This window comes from Candidatus Competibacter phosphatis, from assembly GCF_012939995.1.
Classification (GTDB): domain Bacteria; phylum Pseudomonadota; class Gammaproteobacteria; order Competibacterales; family Competibacteraceae; genus Competibacter; species Competibacter phosphatis.
Genome location: NZ_SPMZ01000002.1, coordinates 1 through 24,812, shown reverse-complemented (window position 1 = coordinate 24,812; position 24,812 = coordinate 1). Strand labels below are relative to the sequence as shown.

Here is a 24,812-nt window from a genome sequence, read left to right as displayed (position 1 = left end):
GGAAACGGCAAGCGTTTGGAGTCGGGCGTCCAACGCCATGTGCGCTAATGGGTTTAGTATAACCCCGAATCCGCTAAATAATGACTTTCCGTAAGGGTACCGGTGGATACCCCGCGCGTCGAGCAGCCCACGTCGCGGCGTTCCATGTCGCGATGCTCGTTTTATTCCAGTCGTTCGATACCCAGCGTCCGCAACACGTATTTCTCGTACACTGGCTCCGACGTGCCAGTCTTGATCTTGTGGATGAAGTATTTTTCGAAGGCGATTTTGGCGTAGTGAACCCACTTGCCTTTTTTGAACCAGTTGACGTTGCGCGGCGGGATCTGCGGCAGCGCCACGAAAGCCGCGCCGGTATCGCCCATATCCGCCAGACAGATGGCGTTCCAGGTACCCTTGGCGACGGTTGGCTGACCCGCCAGGTCGGCCTGAATGTTCTGAACGATGGCGGACACCATTGATTCGATCATGTAACCGGTCTTGGGCATCCCGGTGGGCACCGGCGTGGCCTCGACCGGCGGGATCGCCACGCACACCCCGGCCGAGAAGATGTTGCGGTACTTGGGGCTGCGCTGGTTGGCATCGATTAGTACGAAGCCGCGCGGATTACATAGGCCATCCACGGCGGCGACCGGGTCCACGCCGCGAAACGCCGGTAGGGTCATGGCGAACTTGAAGGGCACTTCATGTTCCTTGATCACTTCGCCGCGTTCATTGTATTCCTCGACAAGGGCGCGGTCGGCCTCGATCCGGGTGGTCTTGGCGTTGGTGATCCATTTGATGTGTCGGTTGCGCAAATCCGATTCCAGCATGCCCTTGGAGTCGCCGACGCCGCCCAGGCCCAAATGGCCGATGTACGGCTCGCTGGTGATCATGGTCATGGGTACGTGCTTGCGCAGCTTGCGCTTGCGCAGGTCGGCGTCGAGAATGAATGCGCTTTCGTAGACCGGTCCGAAACAACTGGCCATGGGCATCGCACCCACCACGATCGGGCCAGGGTCCTCGCAGAAGGCTTCATAGGCTTCGTAGGCGGTTTGGGCATGATCCACCGCGCAGACCGAATGGGTGTGGCCGTTGTGAGGACCGGTGCCCGGTATTTCGTCGAAGGCCAGTTTGGGACCGGTGGTGATGACCAGATAATCGTAATCGACGGTTTGCCCGTCTTGTATCGTGAGGCGGTTGTGGGCGGCGTCGATATGGGTGACCGGCCGACCGATGAAACGAATACCCTTCTTTGCGAGGTAGGGGCCGATCGGGAAGGCGATATCGCCGCGCTGGCGCCAGCCGACCAGCAACCACGGGTTGGAAGGGAGGAATTGGAACTCCTCGCTCGCGTTGATCACCGTGATATCGTGGGTCTTGCCCAGTTTTTCCCGGGCTTCGTAGGCGAAGGGGATGCCGCCGATACCCGCGCCCATCACAACGATATGAGCCATGACAGTTGCTCCTGAACCCTCTGCGGGGTGCTTGAGATGGTCGTTTGTGAAGCTGGTTGAGGTGAATAACATCTTCAAATTGAAGCATAGAGCATTTCCGCGGGCTTGGCCGGATGCCGCGCGCGACGATTCGTGGCGCGTCGGCATCCTCGCGCCGCCGCAGTCTGGTAAGATTATGGCGGTACCATCCAGACGTATCCGATAACCCGAGCAGGTCTAAAACATATCCAAAAGGACGATCCATGAACTCTCGTAAACTGCTTGCATTCGCACTGGTTTTGGGGTTGGGCATGCTGGCGGGTTGTTCCGGCGAACAACCGAACAAGCCGGTGAGCTTCCAGAAGAACGTGTATCCGATTCTGAAAGCGAACTGTGCGGAGTGCCATACCGCGCCCGATGGCGAGGGCTACACCAAGAGCGGTTTGGCGCTGAGCACCTATGAGGAATTGATGAAGGGCACCAAGATGGGTCCCATCATTATTCCCGGACAGAGTCTCAACAGCAGTTTCAACCGGTTGATCGAAGGCCGCCCCGGTGTGGATCCTTCCATTCAGATGCCGCACGGCAAGGTCAAACTGCCGGCGGAGCAACTGGCCATCATCCGTCAGTGGGTCGATCAGGGCGCCAAGAACAACTAAGCGACTCATGTCGTTTCCCGCCCACATGTCGGTTTTTCCCCCGATGCCAGGGGAAGGTCGACATGTGGGCCGATTGCACCCGCTGAAATAACCCGGTTCGTCCGCCCGACCCCCATTCTCCGTTCCTCACCCATCCGGCGTTGGAGCGGGCCTGTTCCGTTGGATCGTTTTGGGGAGGCATCATGGTAAGTTCCCGGCAGACCGCGCTGGCCGGCGCGGATTTCGATACCTGGTTGAGCACCCTGCAAGTTCGCTGGTCGCCGGCTCAGATCGAGGTCGTCCGGCATGCCTACGCGCTCGGCGGCGAACCGGAACTAGCGGTGGCCGACCTGTTGGCCGACCTGCGCGTGGATTACGAAGTGGTCGTTGCCGCGCTGCTGCACGAACCGGTTGCGGCCGGGCAGGTCGAGTCGGCCTTGGTCGAGGAGGAATTCGGACCGGCTGTCGCGCGTTTGGTCGACGGCATCGCCAAACTCGATGCCATCGGCGAATTGCACCAGAGTGGCCAGCATGTCGGCCATCAACTGGAAAGCCTGCGCAAGATGTTGTTGGCGATGGCGCAGGACGTGCGGGTCGTGTTGATCAAGCTGGCAATGCGTCTGCACGAACTGCGCCAGTTTGGGCAGCATCCCGCCGCCGAACAGTGTCGCATTGCCCAGGAAACCTTGGATATCTTTACCCCACTGGCCAACCGACTGGGCATCGGCCGCATCAAGTGGGAGATGGAAGACCTGGCGTTGCGCTACCTGGAGCCGCCAGCTTACAAGCAAATCGCCACCGCCCTCGACCAGCGCCGCGCCGACCGGGAAAGCTATATCCACCGGGTTGTGGAGGAGTTGCGCGGCCGTCTGCGCCAGGTCGGCATCCGCGCCGAGGTCAGCGGCCGAGTCAAGCACATCTACGGCATCTGGCGAAAGATGCAGCTCAAGAAGCTGTCCTTCGAGCAGATTTTCGATGTGCGCGCGGTGCGAGTCATGGTCGATACGGTGAACGACTGCTATGCCGCGCTCGGCGTGGTGCATGCCTGCTGGAACCATATCCATCAGGAGTTCGACGACTATATCGCCCATCCCAAGCCCAACGGCTATCAATCGCTGCACACGGCGGTGGTGGGACCGGAGGGTCGGGCCCTGGAAGTGCAGATTCGAACCTTCGCCATGCATCAGAACGCCGAATTGGGCGTCGCCGCCCACTGGCGCTACAAGGAGGGCGGCGAGAGTCCTGGCGAAACGGCCGAACAGCAAATCGCCTGGTTACGGCAGATTCTGGAATATCGGGAGGAAGAAAGCGGCGACAGCGATCTACTGGAGCATTTCAAGGCCGAGGCGTTCCAGGATCGGGTGTACGCCATCACGCCCAAGGGTGCCATCGTCGAACTGGCGCAGGGAGCGACACCGCTGGATTTCGCCTACCACATCCATACCGAAGTCGGTCATCGCTGTCGGGGCGCCAAGGTCAACGGCCGCATCGTGCCGCTCACTTACGAACTCAAGAATGGCGAGCAAGTGGACGTGCTGACCGCCAAGACCGGCGGTCCCAGCCGCGACTGGCTCAGCCCGCATCTGGGTTATGTCAAGACCAATCGGGCGCGGGCCAAAATCCGCCAATGGTTTATCCAGCAGGATCAGGATAAAAGCATCGTCGCCGGCCGCGCGCTGCTGGAGCGGGAGTTCCAGCGGCTGGGAATTCGGCAGCTCAAGCTGGAGAAAGCGGCGGAAAAATTCAACTTTGCCAAACCGGAAGAGTTGTTTGCCGCCGTGGGTCACGGCGCGCTGACCACCGCGCAGGTGGTGGCCAAAATTCAGGATTTGCTGCCGGTGCCGCCCACGGCCGCGGATCATCCGCCCATCGCGCGCAAGCCCAGAAGTGTCGAATCCGGCAAGGACGACGTGCGAATCCGCGGGGTGGGCCGGTTGCTGACGCAAATGGCGCAGTGCTGCCAACCGGCACCGTTCGAACCGATCGCCGGTTATATCACCCAAGGGCGCGGCGTAACCATCCACCGCCAGGATTGCGCCAACTGGCTAAGCCTGGCCAGTCAGCACCACGAACGTGTCATCGAGGTCGGCTGGGGCGAAACGCCGGCCACCTATCCAGTGGACGTCATGGTGGTTGCCCACGACCGCTCCGGCCTGCTGCGCGATATCACCTCGATTCTGGCCAACGAACAGGTCAATGTGCTGGGCGCGAACACGCTGACCGATCGGGAGACCTCGATCGCCCGGATGGGATTGACGCTGGAAATCACCGATGTGGTGCAACTCAGCCGGGTGCTGGACCAGATCGGGCAGTTGCACAACGTGGTGGAGGCGTATCGCAAGAGTTGAAGTCGACGGTTTAGGCTAGGCTGGCCAACAGCCGTCGGGTTTCCCGCAGCAAGGGATTGCGCCGCAGCAGCAGCGTCAGCCGGCCGCCGCCGCTTTGCCGCCACAAGGCCGCCGAGCGGATGCCGGCCAACAGCAGCGCCCGAATCCGATTGCTGTTCTCCGGGTTGTTCAGGTGAACCGGTGCGCCGCTGACCATGATGCGCGGCGACAACGTGCTCAGACTGTGCAGATAGATCTCGGCGAAACGAGCGATGGAGTTGCTGTGTTCGATCGGAAAGTGTGCCAGATTCGGGATGATGTTCTCGATGCCGGTACGGATGGCCCGCAACAGATCGGCGCGTTGGGAGAGCTTGCGTTCCAGGCTCAGCAGCGTCACCACGTAGCGGGTCAGTTCCATGTCTCGCGGGTTGCCGAGCTGCTGCTCCAGTAGTTGCAGTCCGGTGCGCAGCCGGAGAATGCCGTCGTACACGTCGTCGCTGCTGGCGGCATCGATCTTGATCAGGCTGTTCAGGCAGGTTTCGACATCCGCCGGGTTGGCTTGGCCGCGGCGGGCGATGCCGCGCACCAGTTCGGCGGCTTGCAGCACGCCGGCGAGAGCGATGGCGCGATCACGGTCGGTTTGGGGCATGAGCGGGAAATCGGGGTTGCGGAGTTGGATTCAATCCCAGGCGGCATCGATCGTTCCGCCGCCCAGGCAATTGTCGGCGAGATAGAAGACGATGGACTGTCCGGGGGTGATGGCGCGCTGTGGTTCCAAAAACCGGACCGTGGCGCCCCGTGGGTCCAGCGCGTCCAGCACGCAAGCCTGATCGTGCTGGCGATAGCGAATCTTGGCCTGGCAGTGCAACGGGATGGTGGGCGCTTGTCCGGCAATCCAGTGCAGTTGCGAGGCGCGTAAGCGCCGGTGGAACAGGGCGGGGTGGTCGTGACCCTGCACCACGATCAGGGTGTTGTTTTCCGGCTCCTTGTTGGCGACGTACCAAGGTGCGCCGTCACCATCGCGCCGGCCACCGATACCGAGTCCCTGTCGCTGGCCGATGGTGTGAAACATCAAACCGGCATGTTCGCCCAGCAGTTCTCCCTCCGGGGTTCGGATCGGCCCCGGTTGGGCTGGCAGAAAACGGTTCAGAAACTCCCGGAACGGGCGTTCGCCGATAAAGCAGATGCCGGTGCTGTCCTTTTTGGCATGGGTGACCAGACCGGCACGGGCGGCCCTATCCCGCACCTCCTGCTTGTGGAGGTCACCGACGGGAAACAGCGCGCTGGCCAATTGGGATTGGTCGAGTCCGTACAGAAAATAACTCTGATCCTTATTCGGGTCGCTGCCCTTGAGCAGGTGCTGCTGATCGTCGCGCGCCTCGCGCCGGACATAGTGGCCGGTGGCGATCCGCTTGGCACCCAGTCGGCGGGCGTGGTCGAGGAAAGCCCTGAATTTGATTTCGGTATTGCACAGAATGTCCGGGTTGGGGGTTCGGCCGCGACGGTATTCGTCCAGAAAATAGCGGAACACCCGTTCCCGATATTCGGCGGTGAAGCTGACCTGATGCAAGGGAATGCCCAGCGTGTCGCAAACCGAGCGCGCGTCCTCCAGATCCTCGGCGGCGGAACAGTAACCGGCTTCGTGGGAATCCTCCCAATTTTTCATGAACACGCCATGCACATCGTGGCCCTGTTCGACCAGCAACAGGGCGGCCACCGAGGAATCCACGCCGCCGGACAGGCCCACCACGATCCGGCTTTTTACCATTGGGAGATCATCGGGAAACTGGGATGAAGGATGCGAATGGAAAAATATAGGATACCAAACGGATCCCGCCGGGACAGCGCCTGCTTACCGCCGGCCAAAGAAAAAGGCCGAACCGGGGGTTCGGCCTTGTGGGGAAGGATGCGGCTTATTTGCCGATACCGGCCAAGCTGTCCTGCACCAGCTTGTCGAATTCGGCCTTGAAGCGCGTGGTCAGATCGGCCAGTGCCTTGGCGTCGTCCATGAACTTCTGATGCAGGCTGGAGATCGACTCGGACTGCGAGGTCAGGAACGCCTGCAAACTGGCGGGGTCACTGATGTCGGCGGCGCTTTTCATCCGGGTCATCGCCATATCGACATAGGATTGCAGGGCATTCATCTGAAAATTGACCAAGGCTTCCAGGTTGGTGGCAGACAGCTTGTTGGCCTTGATCACCGGAGCCAGGAAGTTCTGATACTGCTCGGACATTTTGGCTAGGGCATCGTTGGTCATGGCGGTGGTTTCTCCACAAGTGGTCGGTTGATGGAAAATAGCATAAAGGAGCTTTTGTTGCAGTGCAATATAAGCGCGGATTTTTGTAGCGCAGCAAGGCGCCGTGTCTAGCCGGCTTGGCGTCCAATCGGCATTGACGGATAATGCTGACCTTTGCGGCGACGGATAATTCCCATGTGGTTCAAGAATATGACGTTATTTCGCTTGGTTGAGCCATTGCCGCTCTCGGCCGAGACGCTGGCGGCGCGACTGGAGCAGCGCGCCTTCCAGCCCTGTCCCAGCCATCAACCGAGCAGTACTGGTTGGGCGCCGCCGCTGGGCCGTAAGGGACGCGATCTGGTGCATGCCGCGGCGGGCCGGCTGCTGCTGTGCCTGCGGACCGAGGAGAAAGTCCTGCCGGCGGCCGTGCTGAACCAGATGGTGGATGAGCGCATCGCCGAGATGGAAGATCGAGGGGGGCCGGTGCGGCGACGCGAAAAGCAGGAGCTGCGCGAACGGATCGTGGGCGAACTGCTGCCTCGCGCCCTGTGCCGGAGCCGGCATGGCTATGCTTATCTCGATCCAGCGGCAGGCTGGCTGGTGGTGGGCAGTGCCAGTCCGCGCGGGGTGGAAGAGTTGACCGGAATGCTGCGCAAGACGCTGGACACCTTGCCGATCGCTCCACCACGGGTGCGGCAGTCGGTGGCGGCGGTCATGACGGCGTGGCTGGCCGAGGGCCAGGCCCCCGCGGAATTTACCTTGGGCGATATCTGCGAGCTGCGGGAGGCGGGAGAAACCGGCGGAGTCGTGCGTTGTCGCGGCCAGGATTTGGCGGGTACCGAAATCCGCGCCCATCTGGCCGCGGGGAAGGAAGTGACCCGGTTGGGCCTGTGCTGGAACGAGCGGATCGCCTTTGTGCTCGATGAAGCGTTGGCCATTCGCCGGCTCCAATTTCTCGATGTGGTCCGGGAGTCGTTGCGGGATATCGCGGATTCCCCGGAGGCGATATTCGATGCCGAGTTCGCGCTGATGACCGGCGAGCTGGCGTTGTTGGCGCCACGGTTACTGGATGTGTTCGGAGGTGAGGCGTAGATATTTGGCATTGAGCCGGAACAGGCACTAGATTTGGATAATACGACGGGCCAATCACTTCGATGGCCCGAAAAGGCGGCATATGAGCGGTTGGCAACTAACGGGCGTGATCGGATTGCTGGGGGCGCTGGCGAGCATTGTATTGGCCGGCTGGCTGATGCTGCATTTTATCCAACAGCATAAGCAGCGGATGGAAAAGCGGCTGGAGGCGCTGAAGAAAGCGGCGGCGGAGAAAGCGGCGGCGGAGAAGGCGGCCGTGGAACAGGCCATCGCCGAGTGGGCGGCAGCCGAACAGGCCGAGGCCGAGCGTGTCCAGATTAAGCGCACCACAGTGGAGCGGCGGGAATCCGAGGAAGTCGAGGCGCGGATGCGCGCCGTCGAGGACGCCATCACCGAATGGTTGGATGCGGAACGCGAAGGCAACCGGATGGCCGCCACCGTTGCCGCCAAACCGGGCAAGGCATCGCAAAAAACCTACACTCGGACGGAAGCGATCCGTCAGCAGGTGCGTACCACCGCCGAGAAGGTCGAGAAGGAGGCGCAGGAACTGGAGTTCATCAAGAATCGCATTGAAGCCGGGGTGGATTTTCTGCCGATCGAATTCAAGCAAACCATCGATGACTGGAAAGCAGGACGGGTTTTTCGCACCAGCACTTTCGATGATCTCAAGCTTAAATTCCGCTACAAAGCCTACTCGGTCGAGGACGGCTACGAGTTGCTGTATCAGTACAACGAGTGGATGGCCCAGCAACGCGAGAAACTTCGGGTGTTTATCCGTCTGCTGGGTACCGAGGTGAATAAGGGAGAAAGCATTCAGGCGGCCATCGAGCAGGCGGAGCGTAGCGAGCGGCAAAAATACCTGGAGATGGATGTCGATGTGATCTTCACCCTGCGCGAGGTCCGTACCATTCTAGATCGGCTGATCGGCATGGAGACCATTCTCAAGGAACTCGAAATGGTCTGTCGCAAGCGTTCCGAACAGATTATCACGCCATCCTGGGAGGCGAAGGGGTCGTTGTAGGTACAGGCGTTTTTCAGCCCCGTCCGCCCAAATACGCCCGCCGCACCTCAGGGTCGGCCAGCAATTCCTCGCCAGTTCCCGACAGGCGGATTTCGCCGTTGACCAGCACATGGCCGCGCTGGGCGAGCTTCAGCGCGTGGTGGGCGTTCTGCTCCACCAGAAAAATGGTGGCACCGCTGTCACGAATTTCCCGGATCGTGGCGAAGATACGTTGCACCATCAGCGGCGCGAGTCCTAGACTCGGTTCATCCAGCAGCAGCAGGCGGGGCCGGCTCATCAATGCCCGACCAATCGCCAACATCTGCTGCTCGCCGCCGGAGAGCGTGCCGGCCCGTTGATTGCGCCGTTCCTTGAGACGGGGGAACAGCTCGAACACCTTGATCAGGTCGGCATCCATGTGATCCATCCCGACCGGTATCGCCCCCATCAACAGATTTTCCTCCACGCTCATTGCCGCAAAGATCCGCCGTCCTTCCGGGGCTTGCGCGATGCCGCGCTTGGCGATCTCGTGAGTCGGCAGGCCGGTGATGTCGTGGCCCTGATAGCGAATCCAGCCCCCGGCCGGCTGTGGATCGCCGAACAGGCTCATCAGCAAGGTCGATTTGCCTGCCCCATTGGCGCCGATCAGAGTCACGATTTCGCCGGCATCGATGTGCAGAGAGACTTGGCGCAAGGCCTGGATCGGGCCGTAGCGGGCATCCAGTTCGTGAATTTGCAACAAGGGCTCGCTAGGACTCATCGTCGTTTACCGCATCGGTTCCAAGATAGGCCGCCAACACGGCCGGATGGTGTGCCACGGTGTGCGGATCGCCATCGGCGATGACCTCGCCATAGTCCAGGACCACGATATGCTCCGACAACCTCATCACCAAGCCCATATCGTGCTCGATCAGCAGGATCGTGACCCCATGCTCGTCGCGCAACTGGCGAATCAACTCGCTCAATTGTTCGGTCTCGCGGGGATTCAATCCGGCTGCGGGCTCATCCAGGCACAGCAAGCGGGGACCGGTGCACATGGCGCGGGCGATTTCCAGACGCCGCTGGTGACCATAGGGTAGCTCTCCAGCCAGACGGTTGGCGTCCTCGGCCAGCCCGAACACCTTGAGCCAGGCATAAGCGCGTTCCAGGGCATCGCGTTCGGATTGGCGATAGGCTGCGGTTTGCAGCAGGCCCGCCACCAGGTTACGGTTGAGTTGCAGGTGCTGGGCGACCAACAGGTTTTCGATCGCGGTCATTTCCTTGAACAGCCGCACGTTCTGGAAGGTACGCGCCACTCCCGCCCGGGTCACCCGATGGGTGCCACCGAACATCTTGTAATACAGCCGGTTGGCAAAGGTCGCCGGATTGACCAGATCACTGGCCTGAAATGGCTGACCGAGGATCTGAATCAGGTCGATGGCGGCGCGCGGAGTATGCAGCGCGATCCGGCCTTCCGTCGCTTTGTAGAAACCGGTCAGGCAATTGAATACGGTGGTCTTGCCAGCGCCATTGGGTCCGATCAGGGCCGAGATCGAACCGTGCCTGACTTCGAAACCGACATCGTTGAGTGCCAGGATGCCACCGAAACGCATGGTCAATCCGGCCACTTCCAGAAGCGGCGGGTGAATCGGGTCGCCGATCATCGACACAACCCCTTGACCTCGAAGGCACGCCGCCGGGGGCGAATCAGGCCGCGCGGTCGCCAGATCATCATCAGCACCATCAGCACCCCGAAGGCAAACACCCGGTAGTCGGCGAAGGCGCGCAGCAACTCGGGCAGAATGGTCAGCACCAACGCCGCCACGATTACCCCGGTCGTCGAACCCAGCCCGCCAAGCACCACGATGGCAACGATCAGCGCCGATTCGAAGAAGTTGAACGATGTGGGGTTGATGAAGCCCTGATAGGTGGCGAAGAACACCCCGGCGATGCCGCCCACCATCGCTCCCATCATGAAAGCCGATAGTTTGACCAGAACATGGTTGATGCCCAGGGCGCGGCAGGCGATCTCGTCCTCGCGCAACGCTTCCCAGGCACGGCCCACCGGCATATTGCGCAGGCGGGTGACCACCACCACCATCAGGCAGACAATCAGGAACAGTGCCAGGTAGATGAAGATGAAACGGTGCAGTGGGTCGTAGCTGATCTGGAAATATTCGTGAAAGGGCACTCCACCGTCTTTGGCGGTGCGGGTGAATTCCAGGCCGAACAGTTGGGGAGCCGGAGCGGAGACACCGTTGGGACCGCCGGTGAATTCCAGCCAGTTGTTCAGCACCAGGCGGATGATTTCGCCAAAGCCCAAGGTGACGATGGCCAGATAGTCGCCGTGCATCCGCAGCACCGGGAAACCGAGTACGCCGCCGAACAGCGCCGCCAGCATCGCCGCCAGCGGCAGCGCGCTCCAGAAGCCCAGGTCGAGATACTGCGCGCCCAGGGCCAGGCCGTACGCGCCGACGGCGTAGAAGGCGACATAGCCGAGATCGAGCAGACCGGCCAGTCCGACCACGATGTTCAAACCCAGGCCGAGCAGCACGTAGATCATGGCCTGGATCAATACCGTCAGCCAATACTTGCTGGCCAGGAATGGCAGGGTCAGGCTGACGGCAACGATGGCCAGTAGCCACCAACGCTGTCGGTCGCTTTCCGAGGCGTTGACCACCAGCACCCCCGGTTGGCGACGGCGGGCATTGAACCGTTCGAGCGCCGCTTGTCCGGTCGGGGCGTGCATCGCCAAGGTCACCAGAAACCGGCCTGCGGCGATGATCGCGGCGATCAACAGCGGGCGTTGCAATTCATTCCTGACCTGATAGCCATCCAGCACCAGGCCGACGATGGGACCAAACAGCAAGAGCGCCAAGGCGAAAGCTGCGGTCGCCTCCAGAACAGCTTGGCGGAAAACGAGACTCCAGTGAACCCTGGTCGTGGAAGAGGCAGCGGCAACGGGCGGCATGGTTTACACCTTCTCCACTTCCGGTTTACCGAGCAGGCCTGTGGGGCGGAAGATCAGTACCAGCACCAACAGCGAGAAGGCGAACACGTCTTTGTAATCGGTGTTGACCATGCCGGAGAACAGCGCTTCCGCCAAACCGAGAATCAGGCCACCCAGCATCGCTCCCGGCAACGAGCCGATACCGCCCAGCACCGCGGCGGTGAAGGCTTTGATGCCGGTGACGAAGCCGATGTTGAAATCGAAGGAGCCATAGTTCAGGGTGACCAGCACCCCGGCGATGGCGGCCATGGCCGCGCCGATGATGAACACACTAGAGATGATGCGGTCGGTGTTGATGCCGAGAATGGCCGCCATCCGTCGATCCTGCTGCGTCGCGCGGCATTGTCGGCCCAGCGAGGTGCGCTGGATCAGCCAGGTCAATGCAGCCATGCTGCTCAGCGAGATCACGATGATCATCAACTGCACCAGGGTGATCTGCACGAAGTCATCGCCTTCGCCGAAGCGTAGCGTGGTCGGAATTAGGCTCGGTACGCCCTGCGTGCGGGCGCCTTGACTTAATTGCACCCCGTTTTGCAGTACCAGCGATACTCCGATCGCCGAGATCAGCGGCGCCAGCCGGGTCGATCCGCGCAGTGGACGGTAAGCGATGCGCTCGATGGTCCAGCCATAGGCGGCGGTGATGACCATCGTCATGACCAAGGTTACCAACAGGGCGAAGGGCAGCGAGTCCAGGCCAAACGAAAACAGCGTCGCCAGGCTGATGGCGGTCACATAGGCAGAGAGCATGTATACGTCGCCGTGGGCGAAATTGATCATGCCGATAATGCCGTACACCATGGTATAGCCGATGGCGATCAGACCATAGATGGAGCCCAGCGTCAGACCATTGACCAATTGTTGGGCAAGAATATGCCAATCCATAGGAGTGAGGATGCTTAGGCGCGAGGAGATGGAAACCCTCCTCCTGGAGGAGGAGGGATCGAGGCAAGGCTACTTCTGAGCCATTTCCTTATAGTTACCGTCAGCACCCCAGACGTAGATCGAAAAGCCGCTTTCTTTCAGATCGCCCTTGGCGTCCCATTTTTTCGGTCCCAGCACCGTCGTAACGGTATGGCTCTTCAGCCAATCCGCCAGCTTCTTGCCATCGGTGGATTTGGTGGCTTTCATGGCCTCGGCGATGCTTTGCAATGAAGCGTAGGAGTAGAGCGTATAGCCGGCCGGGTCAATGCCCGCCGCTTTGAATTTAGCGACAACCTTTTGCGCCGCTGGGATATTGCGGGCCTCGCGGACCGAGGTCATGTAGGAACCTTCGATGAACTTCGGACCGCCAGCCGCCGCCACGATGGCCGGGTCCAGACTGCCATCACCGGAGACGAAGGTGGCCTTGACGCCCTGATCGCGCAGTTGCCGCAGCAGGGGACCCGCCTCATTGTAGAGTCCGCCGAAGTACACTACGTCGGCGCCCGAACCCTTGATCTTGGTGACCAAGGGGTTGAAGTCCTTCTCGCCTCGGGTCAGTCCCTCATACAGCACTTCTTTCTTGTCCGCCTTGAGTTCCTTGAGGCGGGCGCGCATGGCGTCAGCAATACCCTGGCCGTAGGTGTCCTTATCATGCACTACAGCGATTTTCTTCGCTTTCAGCTTGTTCACGATGAAATCGGCCGCCATGGGACCTTGCTGGTCATCGCGCCCGCACATGCGAAACACGGTGGGTAGATCACGCTCGGTGACCTTGGGGTTAGTGGAGCCCGGAGTAATCACCAGGACGCTGGCATCAGCGTAAACCTCGGAAGCTGGGATGGTGGAGGATGAGCAGAAATGGCCGATGACCGCCGTCGCCTTATCCTGATCTAGCAACCGGTTGGCGACCGCGACCGCCTGCTTGGGTTCGCAGGCGTCATCACCCTTGACCAGCTCGATCTGTTTGCCATTGATGCCGCCGGCGGCATTGATTGCTTCGGCGGCCTGGGTGGCGCCGTTCCAAAATTGCTCGCCAAACGCCGCGTTGCCGCCGGTCATCGGACCGGCAACGCCGATCTTGATGGTCTCGGCGGCGCCAGCCAAGCCGCTCAGGCTCAGTCCGCCAGCCAGGACCATGGCCAACAGGCCACGCGGAAAAGAAGGAAGATCCATGAAAGCACTCCTTGGGGATGGGTTGAAAACGGATCGGTGTGATTGACGCGGCCAATTCGAAGTGAGCGGCGCCAAAGGGGTCGACATTAGCTGGCCCCGCTTAATTCTTATTGACATTGCTCGATTTTGCCAGTTTTTGCAAAGCTTGCCGTGCCCACGCGGATCGTCCCCTAACGCCTACGTGTCGGAAACCGGGACGGTCGTTTTAAGTCATTCTAACCAGCGCCGTCAGGAACCGCTTGGCGACCCTCGGATCAAGGAAACCTGTCTGGAGATCTGACGCCGATCTGAAAAACAGGCATGGGTGCTCTTAGCTCTTGCTTTTCAGGCGGATGTCGCTCGGCTTCATGCCAAATCCTTTTCGAGATCGCGCTCCAGCAACGCCTCGTAAATCGGTACGTCCGGCCACCATTCGGCGATGACGTAGGCCGAAAAGCAGGCGGTGAACAACGGCAGGATCAAGGAATAGTTGCCGGTCATTTCGACGATCAGCACGATACCGGTGAGCGGCGCGCGGACAATGGCGGTGAAATAGGCGGCCATGCCGGCGACCGCGACCGTCAGCGGTTCCGGCGCGACCAGCGGGAACCATTCGCGGCCCAGTTCGCCGATCCCCAATCCCAGCAGGGCGCCGAGCACCAGCAGCGGTGCGAAAATACCACCGGCCGCGCCGGTGCCGTAGCTGCCCATCGTCAGCAGGAAGCGCAAGCCGAACAGCAGGGCCAGCGTCCAAAGATCGATGTATTCCCGCCCGCTCAGAATCCGTTCCACCAGTGGTTGACCACCGCCGCAAATCTCCGGCATCCACCAGCCGGTCAGACCGATGATCACCCCCCAGGAGATCCATTTGCTGGCCAGCAGTCGCGGGTTTTGGGTATCGCCCAAACGCTGGGTGGCCAACAACGCCCGGTTGAACAGGACGCCGAGAACGCCGGCCAGGATACCCAGAGCCAGAAACAGCGGCAGGCTGGTCAGATCGGGAATGGCGGTGACCGTTACGTGGAACACCGGATGCTGGCCCATGAGTCCACGCGAAAGCACGTCGGCGGTCATGGAGGCGATGAGCGCGGCGAAGAACACCAGCGAGGTGAAGTTTCCTTGGAGTTCCTCCAGGACGAAGACCACGCCCGCCAGCGGCGCGTTGAAGATGGCGGACAGCCCGGCGCCGGCGCCGGCGGCGATCAGCGAGCGTTGTTCCAGGGTATCGCTGTGGGAGCGGCTGCCCAGCATCTGGCCCAGTGCTCCACCCATTTGCACGGTGGGGCCTTCCCGTCCCAGGGTGAGGCCGCCGGTGACGCCGATCACGCCCCCGACGAATTTCACCCAGAGCACTCGATACCAGACCATCGAGCGGTAGCCGAGTAAAACCCCCTTGAGATGGGGAATGCCGCTGCCGGCGGCGGCCGGGGCGAAGAATCGGACCAGCCAAACCGCCAGACTGATGGTGGCGACCGAAAACGCGACGGATAGGGCGACTCCCCATCGATCGAAGCGGCTGGCGGAGTCGAGGAGCGCCAGCCGCAGGGTGTCGCCGGCTTCCATGGCTTTCGCGAAGGCCACCGCCATCAAGCCCGACAGCACACCGAGCAAGAGGGCGCGCGGCAACAGGCGCAGCCGTTGGTGATTCAGTTTCTCCATGCGCCGCTTGGCGCGAAGCAGGTTGCCGCCGGGCTGGGAAAAATTCTGGTCCGTTCGGGAAGTCATCGCTTGAGGAGATGTGGGGCGCCGGCGCGTTGGCGCCAGTTTGTCCGTCGCAAAGCCAGTACGTCGGAACAGTGACTGAGGGCGTTTCAGAGGTAGCCGAACAAATCCAGCGGATAGCGCTTGCCAGCCAGATAATCGTCGATACAGCGCATTACCATCGGACTGCGCAATTTCGGTCCCAGCGCCACGATTTCATCGCGGTTCAACCAGAGCGCCCGTTGGATGCCGTGATCCAGCGGTTGTTCGGGATGATGCTGGAGAGCGGTGCCGACAAAACAGGTACGGACGAAGGTATGGCCCTTGGGGTGGGTCCAGTAATACAACCCGACGATGGCATCGACCCGGACTTCCCAGGCGGTTTCCTCCAGAGTTTCCCGGATGGCCGCCGCCGCCAGCGTTTCGTGTTCGTCCAGGTGGCCGGCGGGCTGGTTGTAGACCAGTTCCTCGCCATCGGCGTATTCCTCCACCAGCAGGAAGCGTCCGTCGCGCTCGATGATGGTGGCAACGGTCAGGCGCGGGCTCCATTCCTGGTTCATGCGGTCCTCTCTACGGCAATGGCTTGGCGATGGTGAAGGCTCCGCGCAGATCCCCTTCCTTGAAGCCTCGGGCGGTGTCGTTTGGGTATAGCGCTTTCAGCTTGGCGTCCACTTCGGGATCGAGTTTGTCGCCATGACAGGCCAGGCACAGCGCGCCGGTGGGTATCGCCTTCATGTAGCGAAAGGTTTTCTGTCCCTGGTCGTCCTCGATGACCGCGAAGAATTCCAGTTTGTCGGCCGGTTCGCCCTGGGCCTTGCGGGCCTCGAACTGCTTGAGCACGGCTAGTTCCCAGTTGTCGGGTGCGTTGCCGGGGTTGCGGGTCTTGAGGCTGGTTCGGCCGATGATCATATCCAGTTTCGAGCCAAGATCGGCGGCGATCTGGCCGGCCTGGTCGTGGCAGACCGCGATGCCGTTGGTCGGACCGCCAGTCTTGATCGCCTGTTGCAGCGCTTCCTTCAATGCGCCGCCGAACTGTCGCGCGGCGTCGCGGCTGGCTTTCACCTCGGCGCTGACATCCGGTTGCTCGTCGGCGGGCTGCGGTCGGGCGAAGGCGATGCCGGCCGTCAGTATCGCGCCAAGGACCAGAGTTGAAGCGTAGCGCATGCGGATTTCTCCATTTCGGTCAATACTTGGCGGTCAGTATAAGTGAAATGCCCCGTTCTGGCGGATTTTTCCAGGTTTCGCCGCTCTAAAACGCCAGATGCGGATTATCGACGAACCAGCAAGCGAGGTGCATGATGGACCTGTCCCGGAAGACCTGCACGCCCTGTCAAGGTGGAGTTTCCCCCCTCACGTTCGGTGAAGCCGAAATTCTGTTGTCGCAAGCGCCTGGCTGGCGGTTATGGGAAAATGGCACCCGGTTGGAACGGCGCTTCGAATTCCAGACCTTCGCCACCGCCCTGGCCTTCGTCAACCGGGTCGGCGACTTGGCCGAGAGCGAAGGGCATCATCCGGACATCCGCTTCGGTTGGGGGTATGCCAACATATTATTTTACACTCACAAGATCGGCGGCCTGCACGAAAACGACTTCATCATGGCCGCCAAGGTCAATGAGTTGTACACGGACGAGTACTCGGCGGTTTGAAGGTTTCTCAAGTCAGGGCCGCCGCCACGCCGCGCAGCGCCGGATTGGCGGCGGTGATCACCCAAGTTGGGATCGCCGCCAGGTAAGTGCTGAACCGACCCTTGGCCTCGAAGCGGCTTCGAAACGTCGATCGGTCGAAAAAATCGCCCAGGCGCGGCACGATGCCACCACCGATATACACCCCACCCCGCGCGCCGAGCGTGATCGCCAGATTGCCGGCCGCCGTGCCCAAGGCGCCGCAGAACAGCTCCAGCACCTCTTGACTGTGTGGGCAAGTCCCGGCCAAGGCGCGCTCGGTCAGGTCGGCGGGCGTCAGATCTTCCACCGGCCAGCCCTCCAGTTCCGCCAGCGCGGCATGGAGATTCACCAACCCCGGCCCGGACAGCAGCCGTTCCGGCGAGACATGGCCGAACCGTCGGTGCAGAATTTGGCCGATGGCCCATTCCCGCCCGTCGGTTGGCGAGAAGGTGACGTGGCCGCCTTCGGTCTGTAAGGGCAGCCAGCGATCGCCGGACCACACCAGACCCGATACGCCCAGGCCGGTGCCGGCGCCGATCAGGCCGATGGGCTCGCCGGCGACCGCCGCGCCGCCACCGACCGCCCGACGTTCGTTCGCGCCCAGCAGCGGCAGCGACAGCGCAAAGGCGGTGAAGTCGTTCAGGATCAACAATTGTTCCAACCCCAGTTCCCGCCGCGTGGTTTCCGTCGAAAACGACCAATGGCTGTTGGTGAATTGGATCCAGTCGCCGGTGATCGGCGTGGCGACCGCGATGGCCGCCCGGGTCGGGGCGCGGCCCCCCCGGTCGCTTGCAGATACGCCGTGGCGGCGGCGGTCAGGCCGGTAAAGTCGGCGCAAGCAAGATTTGCTCGGCGTAAATCCGCCGATGGGCGTCGACCCGAGCAAAACGGGCGTTGGTCCCGCCGATATCGGCGATCAGGTCATGAGGTCCAGTCGGGAATTCTTGCATCGCGGTCGTTCCGGGCGGTCGGGGAGAGTTGAGAGTTGAATGTCGATGATCGCTAGATTCTAGCAAGCCGAGGGAACCCGCGCCGCCGCGATGCTTTTCGTGAGGGACGGACTGCCGGGTCGTTGTAATCCGCTTGTAAAATGCTGCATAGCCACATTAGAATAATTGAAATTACTTGTTGTGCGATTGATTTTGCAATACGAAATTCACATGAAATTATCATGGTTTCGCCGCATCTTGCGGCAAGTCCGAGGCGTTTTTTTTGCGGCCGCTTCGCCCGACATCAAACCAAGCCCGTAACCCTCAAAGAGGATCAGCACATGGCGTACCTCAGCGTTGAGCAACTAAAGAATGATTGGGCCGAAAATCCCCGCTGGAAGGGCATCACGCGCGGCTACACCGCCGAAGATGTCGTGCGGCTGCGCGGCAACGTACCGGTCGAGTACAGCTTGGCGCAGCGGGGAGCCGAGCAACTGTGGAACCTCATTAACAACGAACCCTACGTCAACTGTCTGGGCGCGCTGACCGGCGGGCAAGCCATGCAGCAGGCCAAGGCCGGCATCAAGGCCATCTATCTGTCCGGCTGGCAGGTCGCGGCCGACAACAACACCTACATGTCCATGTATCCCGATCAGTCGCTGTATCCGGTTAACTCGGTGCCGGCGGTGGTTGAGCGCATCAACAACTCTTTCAAACGCGCCGATGAAATCCAGTGCGCTCGGGGTATCGGTCCGGGCCACAAGGATTTCGTGGACTATTTCCTGCCCATCGTCGGCGATGCCGAAGCCGGGTTTGGCGGCGTGTTGAACGCCCATGAGCTGATGAAATCGATGATCCGCGCCGGCGCGGGCGGTGTCCATTTCGAGGATCAACTGGCCTCGGTCAAGAAGTGCGGCCACATGGGTGGCAAGGTGCTGGTACCGAGCCAGGAAGCGGTGCAGAAATTGATCGCCGCCCGGCTGGCGGCCGATGTGTACGGCGTGCCGACCATCATCCTGGCTCGTACCGACGCCGAAGCCGCGGATCTGTTGACCAGCGACTGCGACGAAAACGACAAGCCGTTCTGCACCGGCGAGCGCACTGTGGAAGGCTTCTACAAGACCCGCAAGGGCTTGGAGCAGGCGATATCCCGTGGTTTGGCCTATGCGCCTTACGCCGACATGGTGTGGTGCGAGACCGGCACGCCGGATCTGAATTTCGCCAAGAAATTCGCCGAGGCGATCCGTGACCGCTTCCCCGGCAAACTGCTGGCCTATAACTGCTCGCCCTCGTTCAACTGGAAGAAGAACCTGGACGACGCCACCATCGCCAAGTTCCAGCGCGAGCTGGGCGCGATGGGTTACAAGTATCAGTTCATCACCCTGGCCGGCATTCACAACATGTGGTACCACATGTTCGATCTGGCACAGGACTATGTAAAACGCGGCATGTCCGCCTATGTCGAGAAGGTGCAGGAACCCGAATTTGCCGCCCGCGACCGTGGTTACACGTTCGTATCCCACCAGCAGGAAGTGGGCACCGGCTACTTCGACGACATGACCACCGTGATTCAGGGCGGGGTCTCCTCGGTGACGGCACTGACCGGCTCCACCGAAGAAGAGCAGTTCCACTGATCGACGCCGCGCGTCGCCTCCACAGTTGCCGGCGGCGCTGACCGCATCCACCCGGACGGGGCCTCCCTCCGGGTTTTTTGCGCTGGCCTTGTAACCTGACCTTCCCATCATCATGATCGAATCGCGTCGTCCTCCGATCGCGGCGGACGTTCGCCAGTTTTCCACCGTACAACGATTGTTAAGGAGCAACCCGTGAGCCTGAACCTGCCCGCTGGCGTGCAGATCAACGCCCCGATGCATCCCCGTTTCGACGAAATCCTGACCCACGACGCCCTGACCCTGGTCGCCAAACTGCACCGCGCCTTCGAGCCACGCCGCCAGCAGTTGCTTGCGGCCCGGGTCGAGCGCCAGGCTCGGATCGACGCTGGTGAGATGCCCAATTTCCTGCCGGAAACCAAGAATATCCGCGAAGGCGACTGGAAGGTCGCGCCGCTGCCGAAGGCGCTGGAGTGCCGCCGCACCGAAATCACCGGTCCGGTCGAGCGCAAGATGATCATCAACGCCTATAACTCCGGCGCCGATTCCTACATGACCGACTTCGAGGATTCCAACAGCCCCAACTGGTACAACCAAATTCAGGGTCAAGTGAATCTAGTCGATGCGATCCGCCGGAAACTCAGCTTTGTCAATGAAGTGGGCAAGGAGTACAAGCTCAACGACCGGATCGCCACGCTGCAAATCCGGCCGCGTGGTTGGCACTTGGACGAGAAACATGTGACGGTCGATGGCCAGCGCGTTTCCGGCGGCATTTTCGATTTCGGTCTGGTGTTCTTCCACAACGCCAAGGAACAGATCGCTCGCGGCGCCGGCCCGTTCTATTACCTGCCGAAGATGGAGAGCCACCTCGAAGCGCGGCTGTGGAACGACATCTTCGTGATGGCGCAAAACGAGTTGGGCATTCCGCAGGGAACCATCAAGGCCACCGTACTGGTCGAAACCATTCTTGCCACCTTCGAGATGGAGGAGATTCTCTACGAACTGCGCGAGCATTCCGCTGGCCTGAATGCCGGGCGTTGGGACTATATTTTCTCCTGCATCAAGAAATTCAAGAAAAATAAAAAACTTTTGCTTGGCCAATCGCGGCGCGATCACCATGGAAGTACCGTTCATGCGCTCCTACGCCCTGCAATTGGTCAAGATCTGCCACAAGCGCGGTGCGCCGGCGATGGGCGGCATGTCGGCGCTGATTCCGATCAAGGACGATCCGGTCGCCAACGAGAAAGCGCTGGCCGGTATCCGCCACGACAAGACCCGCGATGCCAACGACGGTTTCGACGGCGGCTGGGTGGCGCATCCCGGCCTGGTGCCGATTGCCCACGAGGAATTCGTCAAGGTGCTGGGTGACCAGCCGAATCAGTGGGAAAAGCAGCGGGACGAGGTGTTCACGGCCAAGAATTTCCTGGACTTCCAACCCGAGCAGCCCATCACCGAAGCCGGCTTGCGCAACAACATCAACGTTGGTATTCACTACCTGGGGTCTTGGTTGGCCGGCAACGGATGCGTGCCGATCCATAACTTGATGGAAGATGCCGCCACCGCCGAAATTTCCCGCTCGCAGGTGTGGCAGTGGGTGGTCAGCCCGAAGGGGATTCTGGACGATGGTCGCAAGGTTACCGCCGACATGGTGCGCGCGCTGATCCCCGAGGAATTGGCTAAAGTGAAAACCACCGTCACCGCCCAGGGCGAGGATACCGCGACCTACGATCAGGCCGCCGGTATCTTCGAGACGATGAGCCTGTCGCCGGATTACCCCGAGTTCCTGACCCTGCCGCTGTACGAGGCGATGGATTGATCTGATTCGGTCGGTGTTTGATATGAAGCGGTGTTCGGGAAACCGGGCACCGTTTTTTTGCTGTTCAGTACGCGGTCGATGATTGTGAGACCGCTTCGGTCGTCTGTTGAAATCCAGACTGTCAATCTATACTGAAAAAAAATCAAGTAACTCATTGCCTTAAAGGCTGCGCTTCATTTTATGCCGCTTTCCGCCTACCAACGTGCTTTAGCTGACTTGACTGACCATGCCCGGCAAGCGGTGGAAGAGGTGTTCACCGCTGGATTGACGGGTAGCACGCATTGCCAAATCAGTCGAAATATCGCCGATGAAACGGCCCTTTCGACCGCTGATTTTACGAGTCTGTTGGAGGTGTTCGCCGCGCAACTTGCCAGGGGTGATTTGCCGCTCAGTGCTTGGCAGACGGCTTGTCGGGCGCATAAACGGAAAGGGCGTGTAATTCCTGCCGCGGATTGTCCGGCGACGCTCGGTCGGGCCAAGGGGCTGGATCATCATGCCGCTGCCATCGCAAGGGCTTCCCATGGCGATCTCACGAAGGAACAAGCCAAGAAGTTGCTCCTCAAATACTCGGGTTCGATCGATCCTGATGGGTTCGAAACCTTTCTGCGGGAAGCTCTTTTGGGCGATTATTTGGTCTGGGCCACTTTTAACCCAGTCGATGCCAAGGCGAATCCGTTTGATCGGTTGCCCCGAACGCATCATGGCATTTGCACGGCGCTCGGTTTGGGGCCTTATACGTCGAGCAACACTTTGGTCATCCTCGCCTGGAATCATGCCGATTCCGGTTCGCCGCCGCTGCATCGTCCGACTGTGGCCGATGCCGAGGATTATCCATACTATCGACCGCGACCCGAGGCCGATGCTCCTTGGGGACTGACTGAACCGTTGTCCCCCAATCTCGATAAGCTTGAACCCCAGCCCGAAGTCGTCATGCCTGAAACGACCAGTCGGGGATTGCGGCTGCCTTTCCACGTTATCCAAGCGTAGGCTCTATTGCGATGAATGCACCGGTGTCTGTTGATGATCTGAATCATGAGGAGATTCGCAACTGGCTGGAACGGGCGCTACGTGGCCAGGAGCCGTTGCCGTTGCTCACGAGAGACGAGTTTCCTCACTTGGGTATTTTACGGCTGGAAAAGACCCTGAAACCCGCGACCCGCGATTCTTTGAGAGAAGGGGCTCTGCAACTGATTCGTCGATTCTGTGCGGATGGACAGGGAGAAACCGCCTACTTGGAGGAACTGCTTGCGCTGGTTTCGGCCTTCAGAGATCCCGAAGCGGTACAAATGCTGGTTCGACTGGCTGAGCATTTCCCTGATGCGAGCCAGATTTCCACTGAAATCCGGCTCGCGGTGTTGGCGGCGCTGGTCGATATGTCACCGCCTCAGCCAGCGGAGTTTTGGGTGCGTATTTTCAGGCAGGACCCTGAACAATATGCGGGTTTGGTTCTGTCCGGCATGCTCGCGATCAATCCCGCATGCGCCATTGAAGTATTGCCGAAAATGCCCGATACCGAGCGTGCCGGGCAGGCCGCCGCGCTCAAGCTCGATCTTGCTTGGGACGATCTCCCACCGAAGCAGCGCCACCGATTCGTCCAGGATATTCAGGCCGTCTTGGTACGGTGCGGTTCGCGTTTTGTGGGTCCCGTGCGGGCATGGGCGAACTCCAAGATAGCGCCTCGTGGTCCTGAGGCTAACCCAGGGCTTTGGGCTGCCTTGTGCAAATCCCTTGGCCCAGAAGTTGCCCCAAGAACCCATACTCCAAAGCTCTGCGAAGCTGCCTGAGACATGAGCGAAGCAAAACCCAAGGCTGCGTTCGTCACGTTTTACTCCTTCAAAGGAGGGGTCGGACGTAGCATGGCGCTCATCAACACCGCCGGTATCCTGGCCGGGCGGGGTTTTCGTGTGCTGGTCCTCGATCTCGATCTGGAAGCTCCTGGGCTTTCCTACCTCGACCCAAATGCGCCCGATATTGCGCCGGAGGAACGCGCGCCAAAGCGGCGTCCGTTACAATTTGGATTCGTGGATTTGCTGAGCGATGCCAAGGAGCGTGGAGAGGCGGCGGACTTGTTTATCCTGTCCGCCAGCGAGATCGCCGAGCGTTACACTCAGCCCTACCATCTCCCCGAAGAACTTCGTGAATTCAAGGATGGTTCGCTCCACATCATGCCGGCGGGCAAATTCGATGGCGATTACGCACAGCGTTTCGATGCATTGAATTTGCGTGAGCTATATCAGGAAGGCTTGGGCGAGCCACTGATCCGTGCCTTCAAGCAGAAGCTCGTGGAAGCGGATTTGTATGATTACGTTCTCGTGGATAGCCGAACCGGTTTTTCCGACGAAGCGGGTATCTGCACCCGTGATTTGGCCGACTACCTCATGATTCTGAGCGGCTTGAACCGCCAGAATATTGAAGGGACTTGCGAGTTTCTGAAGGCATTGCGGGTAGCGACGGCCGGCGAGAAACGGTTCCAAATCATTCTCAGCCCGGTTCCCAATGGAGAAGATGCGCTTCTGGATCAGCGAGAGGCGATGGCAAAGATTTCCTTTGAAGCGGCTTGGGGGGCTAAGATCGATCTGTCGTTACAGATTCCCTACCACCCGCAGCTCGCGCTTACCGAAGAACCGCATATCTTCAGGCGGCACCGAGGCTATTTGTTCGAGGCTTATCGCGCCATTGAGCGAAGTATGCTTTCGGCGCTGGATCATGATGCGCAGATTCTGTTGCAAAGGATTAAAGATGCGCTTCGGCAAAAGGACTATTCGGTAGCCTTACGTGATCTACGGCATATGATCCGGCTGGATGGTGGAAGATCAGCGCTGCTTAAGCTTATTATCGAATGGGAGGTAGGTAACCTGCAGTTTTTTACTTTTCAAAGACAAAGTAGCAGAAGAACTGACCCAAGAGCAGAATACGTTGAATAATATTCTCGATGATGCACTAGGGCGGCGGGTGATCGAGTTTATCGTGGATCATATTCCCTTAGGTGAAGAGAAATGGGGTACCAGCGTATTGCTTCAGAGACTGGAGAATAGTTCCTCTGAATTGGTTGACCGGCTCTATAAACGCATGGTGGGCGCCGCGCCGAGCGATGCCGATACTCTCGGCAACTACGCGATTTTCCTGGCACGGAAACGTGGTGACCTGGACGAGGCGGAGGCCTATTTCAAACGTGCGCTGGAGGCCAACCCGAAACACGTCAATAATCTCGGCAACTACGCGAATTTCCTGGCGGATCAGCGCGGCGACCTGGACAGAGCGGAAAGCTATTACCAGCGGGCGCTGGAGATCGACCCGAAACACGCCTACCACCTTGGTAACTAC

At 60.3% G+C, this 24,812-nt stretch carries 24 protein-coding genes and 1 pseudogene; 10 read left to right on the top strand and 15 right to left on the bottom strand.

Annotated features, from left to right (window positions below; genetic code table 11):
* Positions 1–161: 161 nt before the first annotated feature.
* On the bottom strand, positions 162–1,433 hold the full coding sequence (locus E4P82_RS00335) for an NAD(P)/FAD-dependent oxidoreductase (RefSeq protein WP_169247041.1): 1,272 nt from the start codon (positions 1,431–1,433) through the stop codon (positions 162–164).
* 242 nt (positions 1,434–1,675) lie between these two features.
* Between E4P82_RS00335 and E4P82_RS00330 the strand changes: the two genes are divergently transcribed.
* Both E4P82_RS00330 and relA read left to right on the top strand, forming a co-directional pair.
* Positions 1,676–2,071, top strand: a complete 396-nt coding sequence (locus E4P82_RS00330; RefSeq protein ID WP_169247040.1) for a c-type cytochrome domain-containing protein — start codon at positions 1,676–1,678, stop codon at positions 2,069–2,071.
* A gap of 182 nt (positions 2,072–2,253) precedes the next feature.
* On the top strand, positions 2,254–4,398 hold the full coding sequence (gene relA, locus E4P82_RS00325; protein WP_169247039.1) for a GTP diphosphokinase: 2,145 nt from the start codon (positions 2,254–2,256) through the stop codon (positions 4,396–4,398).
* 10 nt (positions 4,399–4,408) lie between these two features.
* On the opposite strand, the gene hflD is transcribed toward relA, so the two are convergent.
* The 3 genes from hflD to E4P82_RS00310 form a co-directional block, all read right to left on the bottom strand.
* Positions 4,409–5,026, bottom strand: coding sequence for a high frequency lysogenization protein HflD (gene hflD, locus E4P82_RS00320; RefSeq protein ID WP_169247038.1), 618 nt, complete (start codon positions 5,024–5,026; stop codon positions 4,409–4,411).
* 30 nt (positions 5,027–5,056) lie between these two features.
* Positions 5,057–6,145, bottom strand: coding sequence for a tRNA 2-thiouridine(34) synthase MnmA (gene mnmA, locus E4P82_RS00315; RefSeq protein ID WP_169247037.1), 1,089 nt, complete (start codon positions 6,143–6,145; stop codon positions 5,057–5,059).
* A gap of 145 nt (positions 6,146–6,290) precedes the next feature.
* A complete protein-coding gene (locus tag E4P82_RS00310; protein WP_169247036.1) occupies positions 6,291–6,635 on the bottom strand; it encodes a phasin family protein in 345 nt (114 codons plus the stop codon).
* Positions 6,636–6,809: 174 nt separating this feature from the next.
* On the opposite strand from E4P82_RS00310, the gene E4P82_RS00305 reads away from it, so the two are divergent.
* Together E4P82_RS00305 and E4P82_RS00300 are read left to right on the top strand one after the other, a co-directional pair.
* Positions 6,810–7,706 carry a recombination-associated protein RdgC gene (locus E4P82_RS00305; protein WP_169247035.1) on the top strand — a complete coding sequence of 299 codons (897 nt, stop codon included), beginning with the start codon at positions 6,810–6,812 and terminating at the stop codon, positions 7,704–7,706.
* An 82-nt stretch (positions 7,707–7,788) separates the two neighbouring features.
* The gene (locus tag E4P82_RS00300; protein WP_169247034.1) at positions 7,789–8,727 is read left to right on the top strand and encodes a hypothetical protein; all 939 of its coding nucleotides are present in this window, start codon (positions 7,789–7,791) and stop codon (positions 8,725–8,727) included.
* A 13-nt stretch (positions 8,728–8,740) separates the two neighbouring features.
* Here the strand turns inward: E4P82_RS00300 and E4P82_RS00295 are convergent, their stop codons facing one another.
* From E4P82_RS00295 to E4P82_RS00260, 8 genes are all read right to left on the bottom strand, one after another.
* Positions 8,741–9,466, bottom strand: coding sequence for an ABC transporter ATP-binding protein (locus E4P82_RS00295; protein WP_169247033.1), 726 nt, complete (start codon positions 9,464–9,466; stop codon positions 8,741–8,743).
* Positions 9,456–10,349 (bottom strand): ABC transporter ATP-binding protein, encoded by an 894-nt coding sequence (locus tag E4P82_RS00290; protein ID WP_169247032.1) that lies wholly within the window; start codon positions 10,347–10,349, stop codon positions 9,456–9,458. Before E4P82_RS00290 ends, E4P82_RS00295 begins: the two co-directional genes overlap by 11 nt.
* Entirely contained in the window at positions 10,346–11,656 is a 1,311-nt protein-coding gene (gene livM, locus E4P82_RS00285; protein WP_169247031.1) for a high-affinity branched-chain amino acid ABC transporter permease LivM, read from the bottom strand. The genes E4P82_RS00290 and livM overlap by 4 nt, the downstream gene beginning before the upstream one ends.
* A gap of 3 nt (positions 11,657–11,659) precedes the next feature.
* Positions 11,660–12,577, bottom strand: a complete 918-nt coding sequence (locus E4P82_RS00280) for an ABC transporter permease subunit (protein ID WP_169247030.1) — start codon at positions 12,575–12,577, stop codon at positions 11,660–11,662.
* Positions 12,578–12,646: 69 nt separating this feature from the next.
* A complete protein-coding gene (locus tag E4P82_RS00275; protein WP_169247029.1) occupies positions 12,647–13,789 on the bottom strand; it encodes a branched-chain amino acid ABC transporter substrate-binding protein in 1,143 nt (380 codons plus the stop codon).
* A gap of 345 nt (positions 13,790–14,134) precedes the next feature.
* Positions 14,135–15,493, bottom strand: a complete 1,359-nt coding sequence (clcA, locus tag E4P82_RS00270) for a H(+)/Cl(-) exchange transporter ClcA (RefSeq protein ID WP_246327256.1) — start codon at positions 15,491–15,493, stop codon at positions 14,135–14,137.
* Positions 15,494–15,579: 86 nt separating this feature from the next.
* Complete coding sequence (locus E4P82_RS00265; protein WP_169247028.1) at positions 15,580–16,029, bottom strand: NUDIX hydrolase; 450 nt, start codon at positions 16,027–16,029, stop codon at positions 15,580–15,582.
* A 10-nt stretch (positions 16,030–16,039) separates the two neighbouring features.
* Positions 16,040–16,633: a Tll0287-like domain-containing protein gene (locus tag E4P82_RS00260; RefSeq protein WP_169247027.1), complete on the bottom strand. Its 594-nt coding sequence runs from the start codon at positions 16,631–16,633 to the stop codon at positions 16,040–16,042.
* Between the two features lie 131 nt (positions 16,634–16,764).
* On the opposite strand from E4P82_RS00260, the gene E4P82_RS00255 reads away from it, so the two are divergent.
* Positions 16,765–17,115: a 4a-hydroxytetrahydrobiopterin dehydratase gene (locus E4P82_RS00255; RefSeq protein WP_420887042.1), complete on the top strand. Its 351-nt coding sequence runs from the start codon at positions 16,765–16,767 to the stop codon at positions 17,113–17,115.
* Positions 17,116–17,122: 7 nt separating this feature from the next.
* Here E4P82_RS00255 and glk read toward each other — a convergent pair whose 3' ends face one another.
* Both glk and E4P82_RS22645 read right to left on the bottom strand, forming a co-directional pair.
* Positions 17,123–17,971: a glucokinase gene (glk, locus tag E4P82_RS00250; RefSeq protein ID WP_246327255.1), complete on the bottom strand. Its 849-nt coding sequence runs from the start codon at positions 17,969–17,971 to the stop codon at positions 17,123–17,125.
* Positions 17,949–18,083 (bottom strand): hypothetical protein, encoded by a 135-nt coding sequence (locus E4P82_RS22645; RefSeq protein WP_281383619.1) that lies wholly within the window; start codon positions 18,081–18,083, stop codon positions 17,949–17,951. Before E4P82_RS22645 ends, glk begins: the two co-directional genes overlap by 23 nt.
* A gap of 320 nt (positions 18,084–18,403) precedes the next feature.
* Between E4P82_RS22645 and aceA the strand changes: the two genes are divergently transcribed.
* Both aceA and aceB read left to right on the top strand, forming a co-directional pair.
* On the top strand, positions 18,404–19,696 hold the full coding sequence (aceA, locus tag E4P82_RS00245) for an isocitrate lyase (protein ID WP_169247026.1): 1,293 nt from the start codon (positions 18,404–18,406) through the stop codon (positions 19,694–19,696).
* 192 nt (positions 19,697–19,888) lie between these two features.
* Positions 19,889–21,488 (top strand): annotated as a pseudogene (aceB, locus tag E4P82_RS00240) (malate synthase A).
* A 207-nt stretch (positions 21,489–21,695) separates the two neighbouring features.
* On the opposite strand, the gene E4P82_RS21420 reads toward aceB, so the two are convergent.
* Positions 21,696–22,262 (bottom strand): hypothetical protein, encoded by a 567-nt coding sequence (locus tag E4P82_RS21420; protein WP_211202978.1) that lies wholly within the window; start codon positions 22,260–22,262, stop codon positions 21,696–21,698.
* Positions 22,263–22,486: 224 nt separating this feature from the next.
* Here E4P82_RS21420 and E4P82_RS00230 point away from each other — a divergent pair, with 224 nt between their 5' ends.
* The 3 genes from E4P82_RS00230 to E4P82_RS21565 form a co-directional block, all read left to right on the top strand.
* Complete coding sequence (locus E4P82_RS00230; protein WP_169247024.1) at positions 22,487–23,272, top strand: hypothetical protein; 786 nt, start codon at positions 22,487–22,489, stop codon at positions 23,270–23,272.
* A 3-nt stretch (positions 23,273–23,275) separates the two neighbouring features.
* Positions 23,276–24,412 (top strand): MinD/ParA family ATP-binding protein, encoded by a 1,137-nt coding sequence (locus E4P82_RS00225; RefSeq protein WP_169247023.1) that lies wholly within the window; start codon positions 23,276–23,278, stop codon positions 24,410–24,412.
* On the top strand, positions 24,405–24,812 hold a 408-nt coding region (locus E4P82_RS21565; protein ID WP_246327254.1), incomplete at its 3' end, for a tetratricopeptide repeat protein. The genes E4P82_RS00225 and E4P82_RS21565, both read left to right, overlap by 8 nt.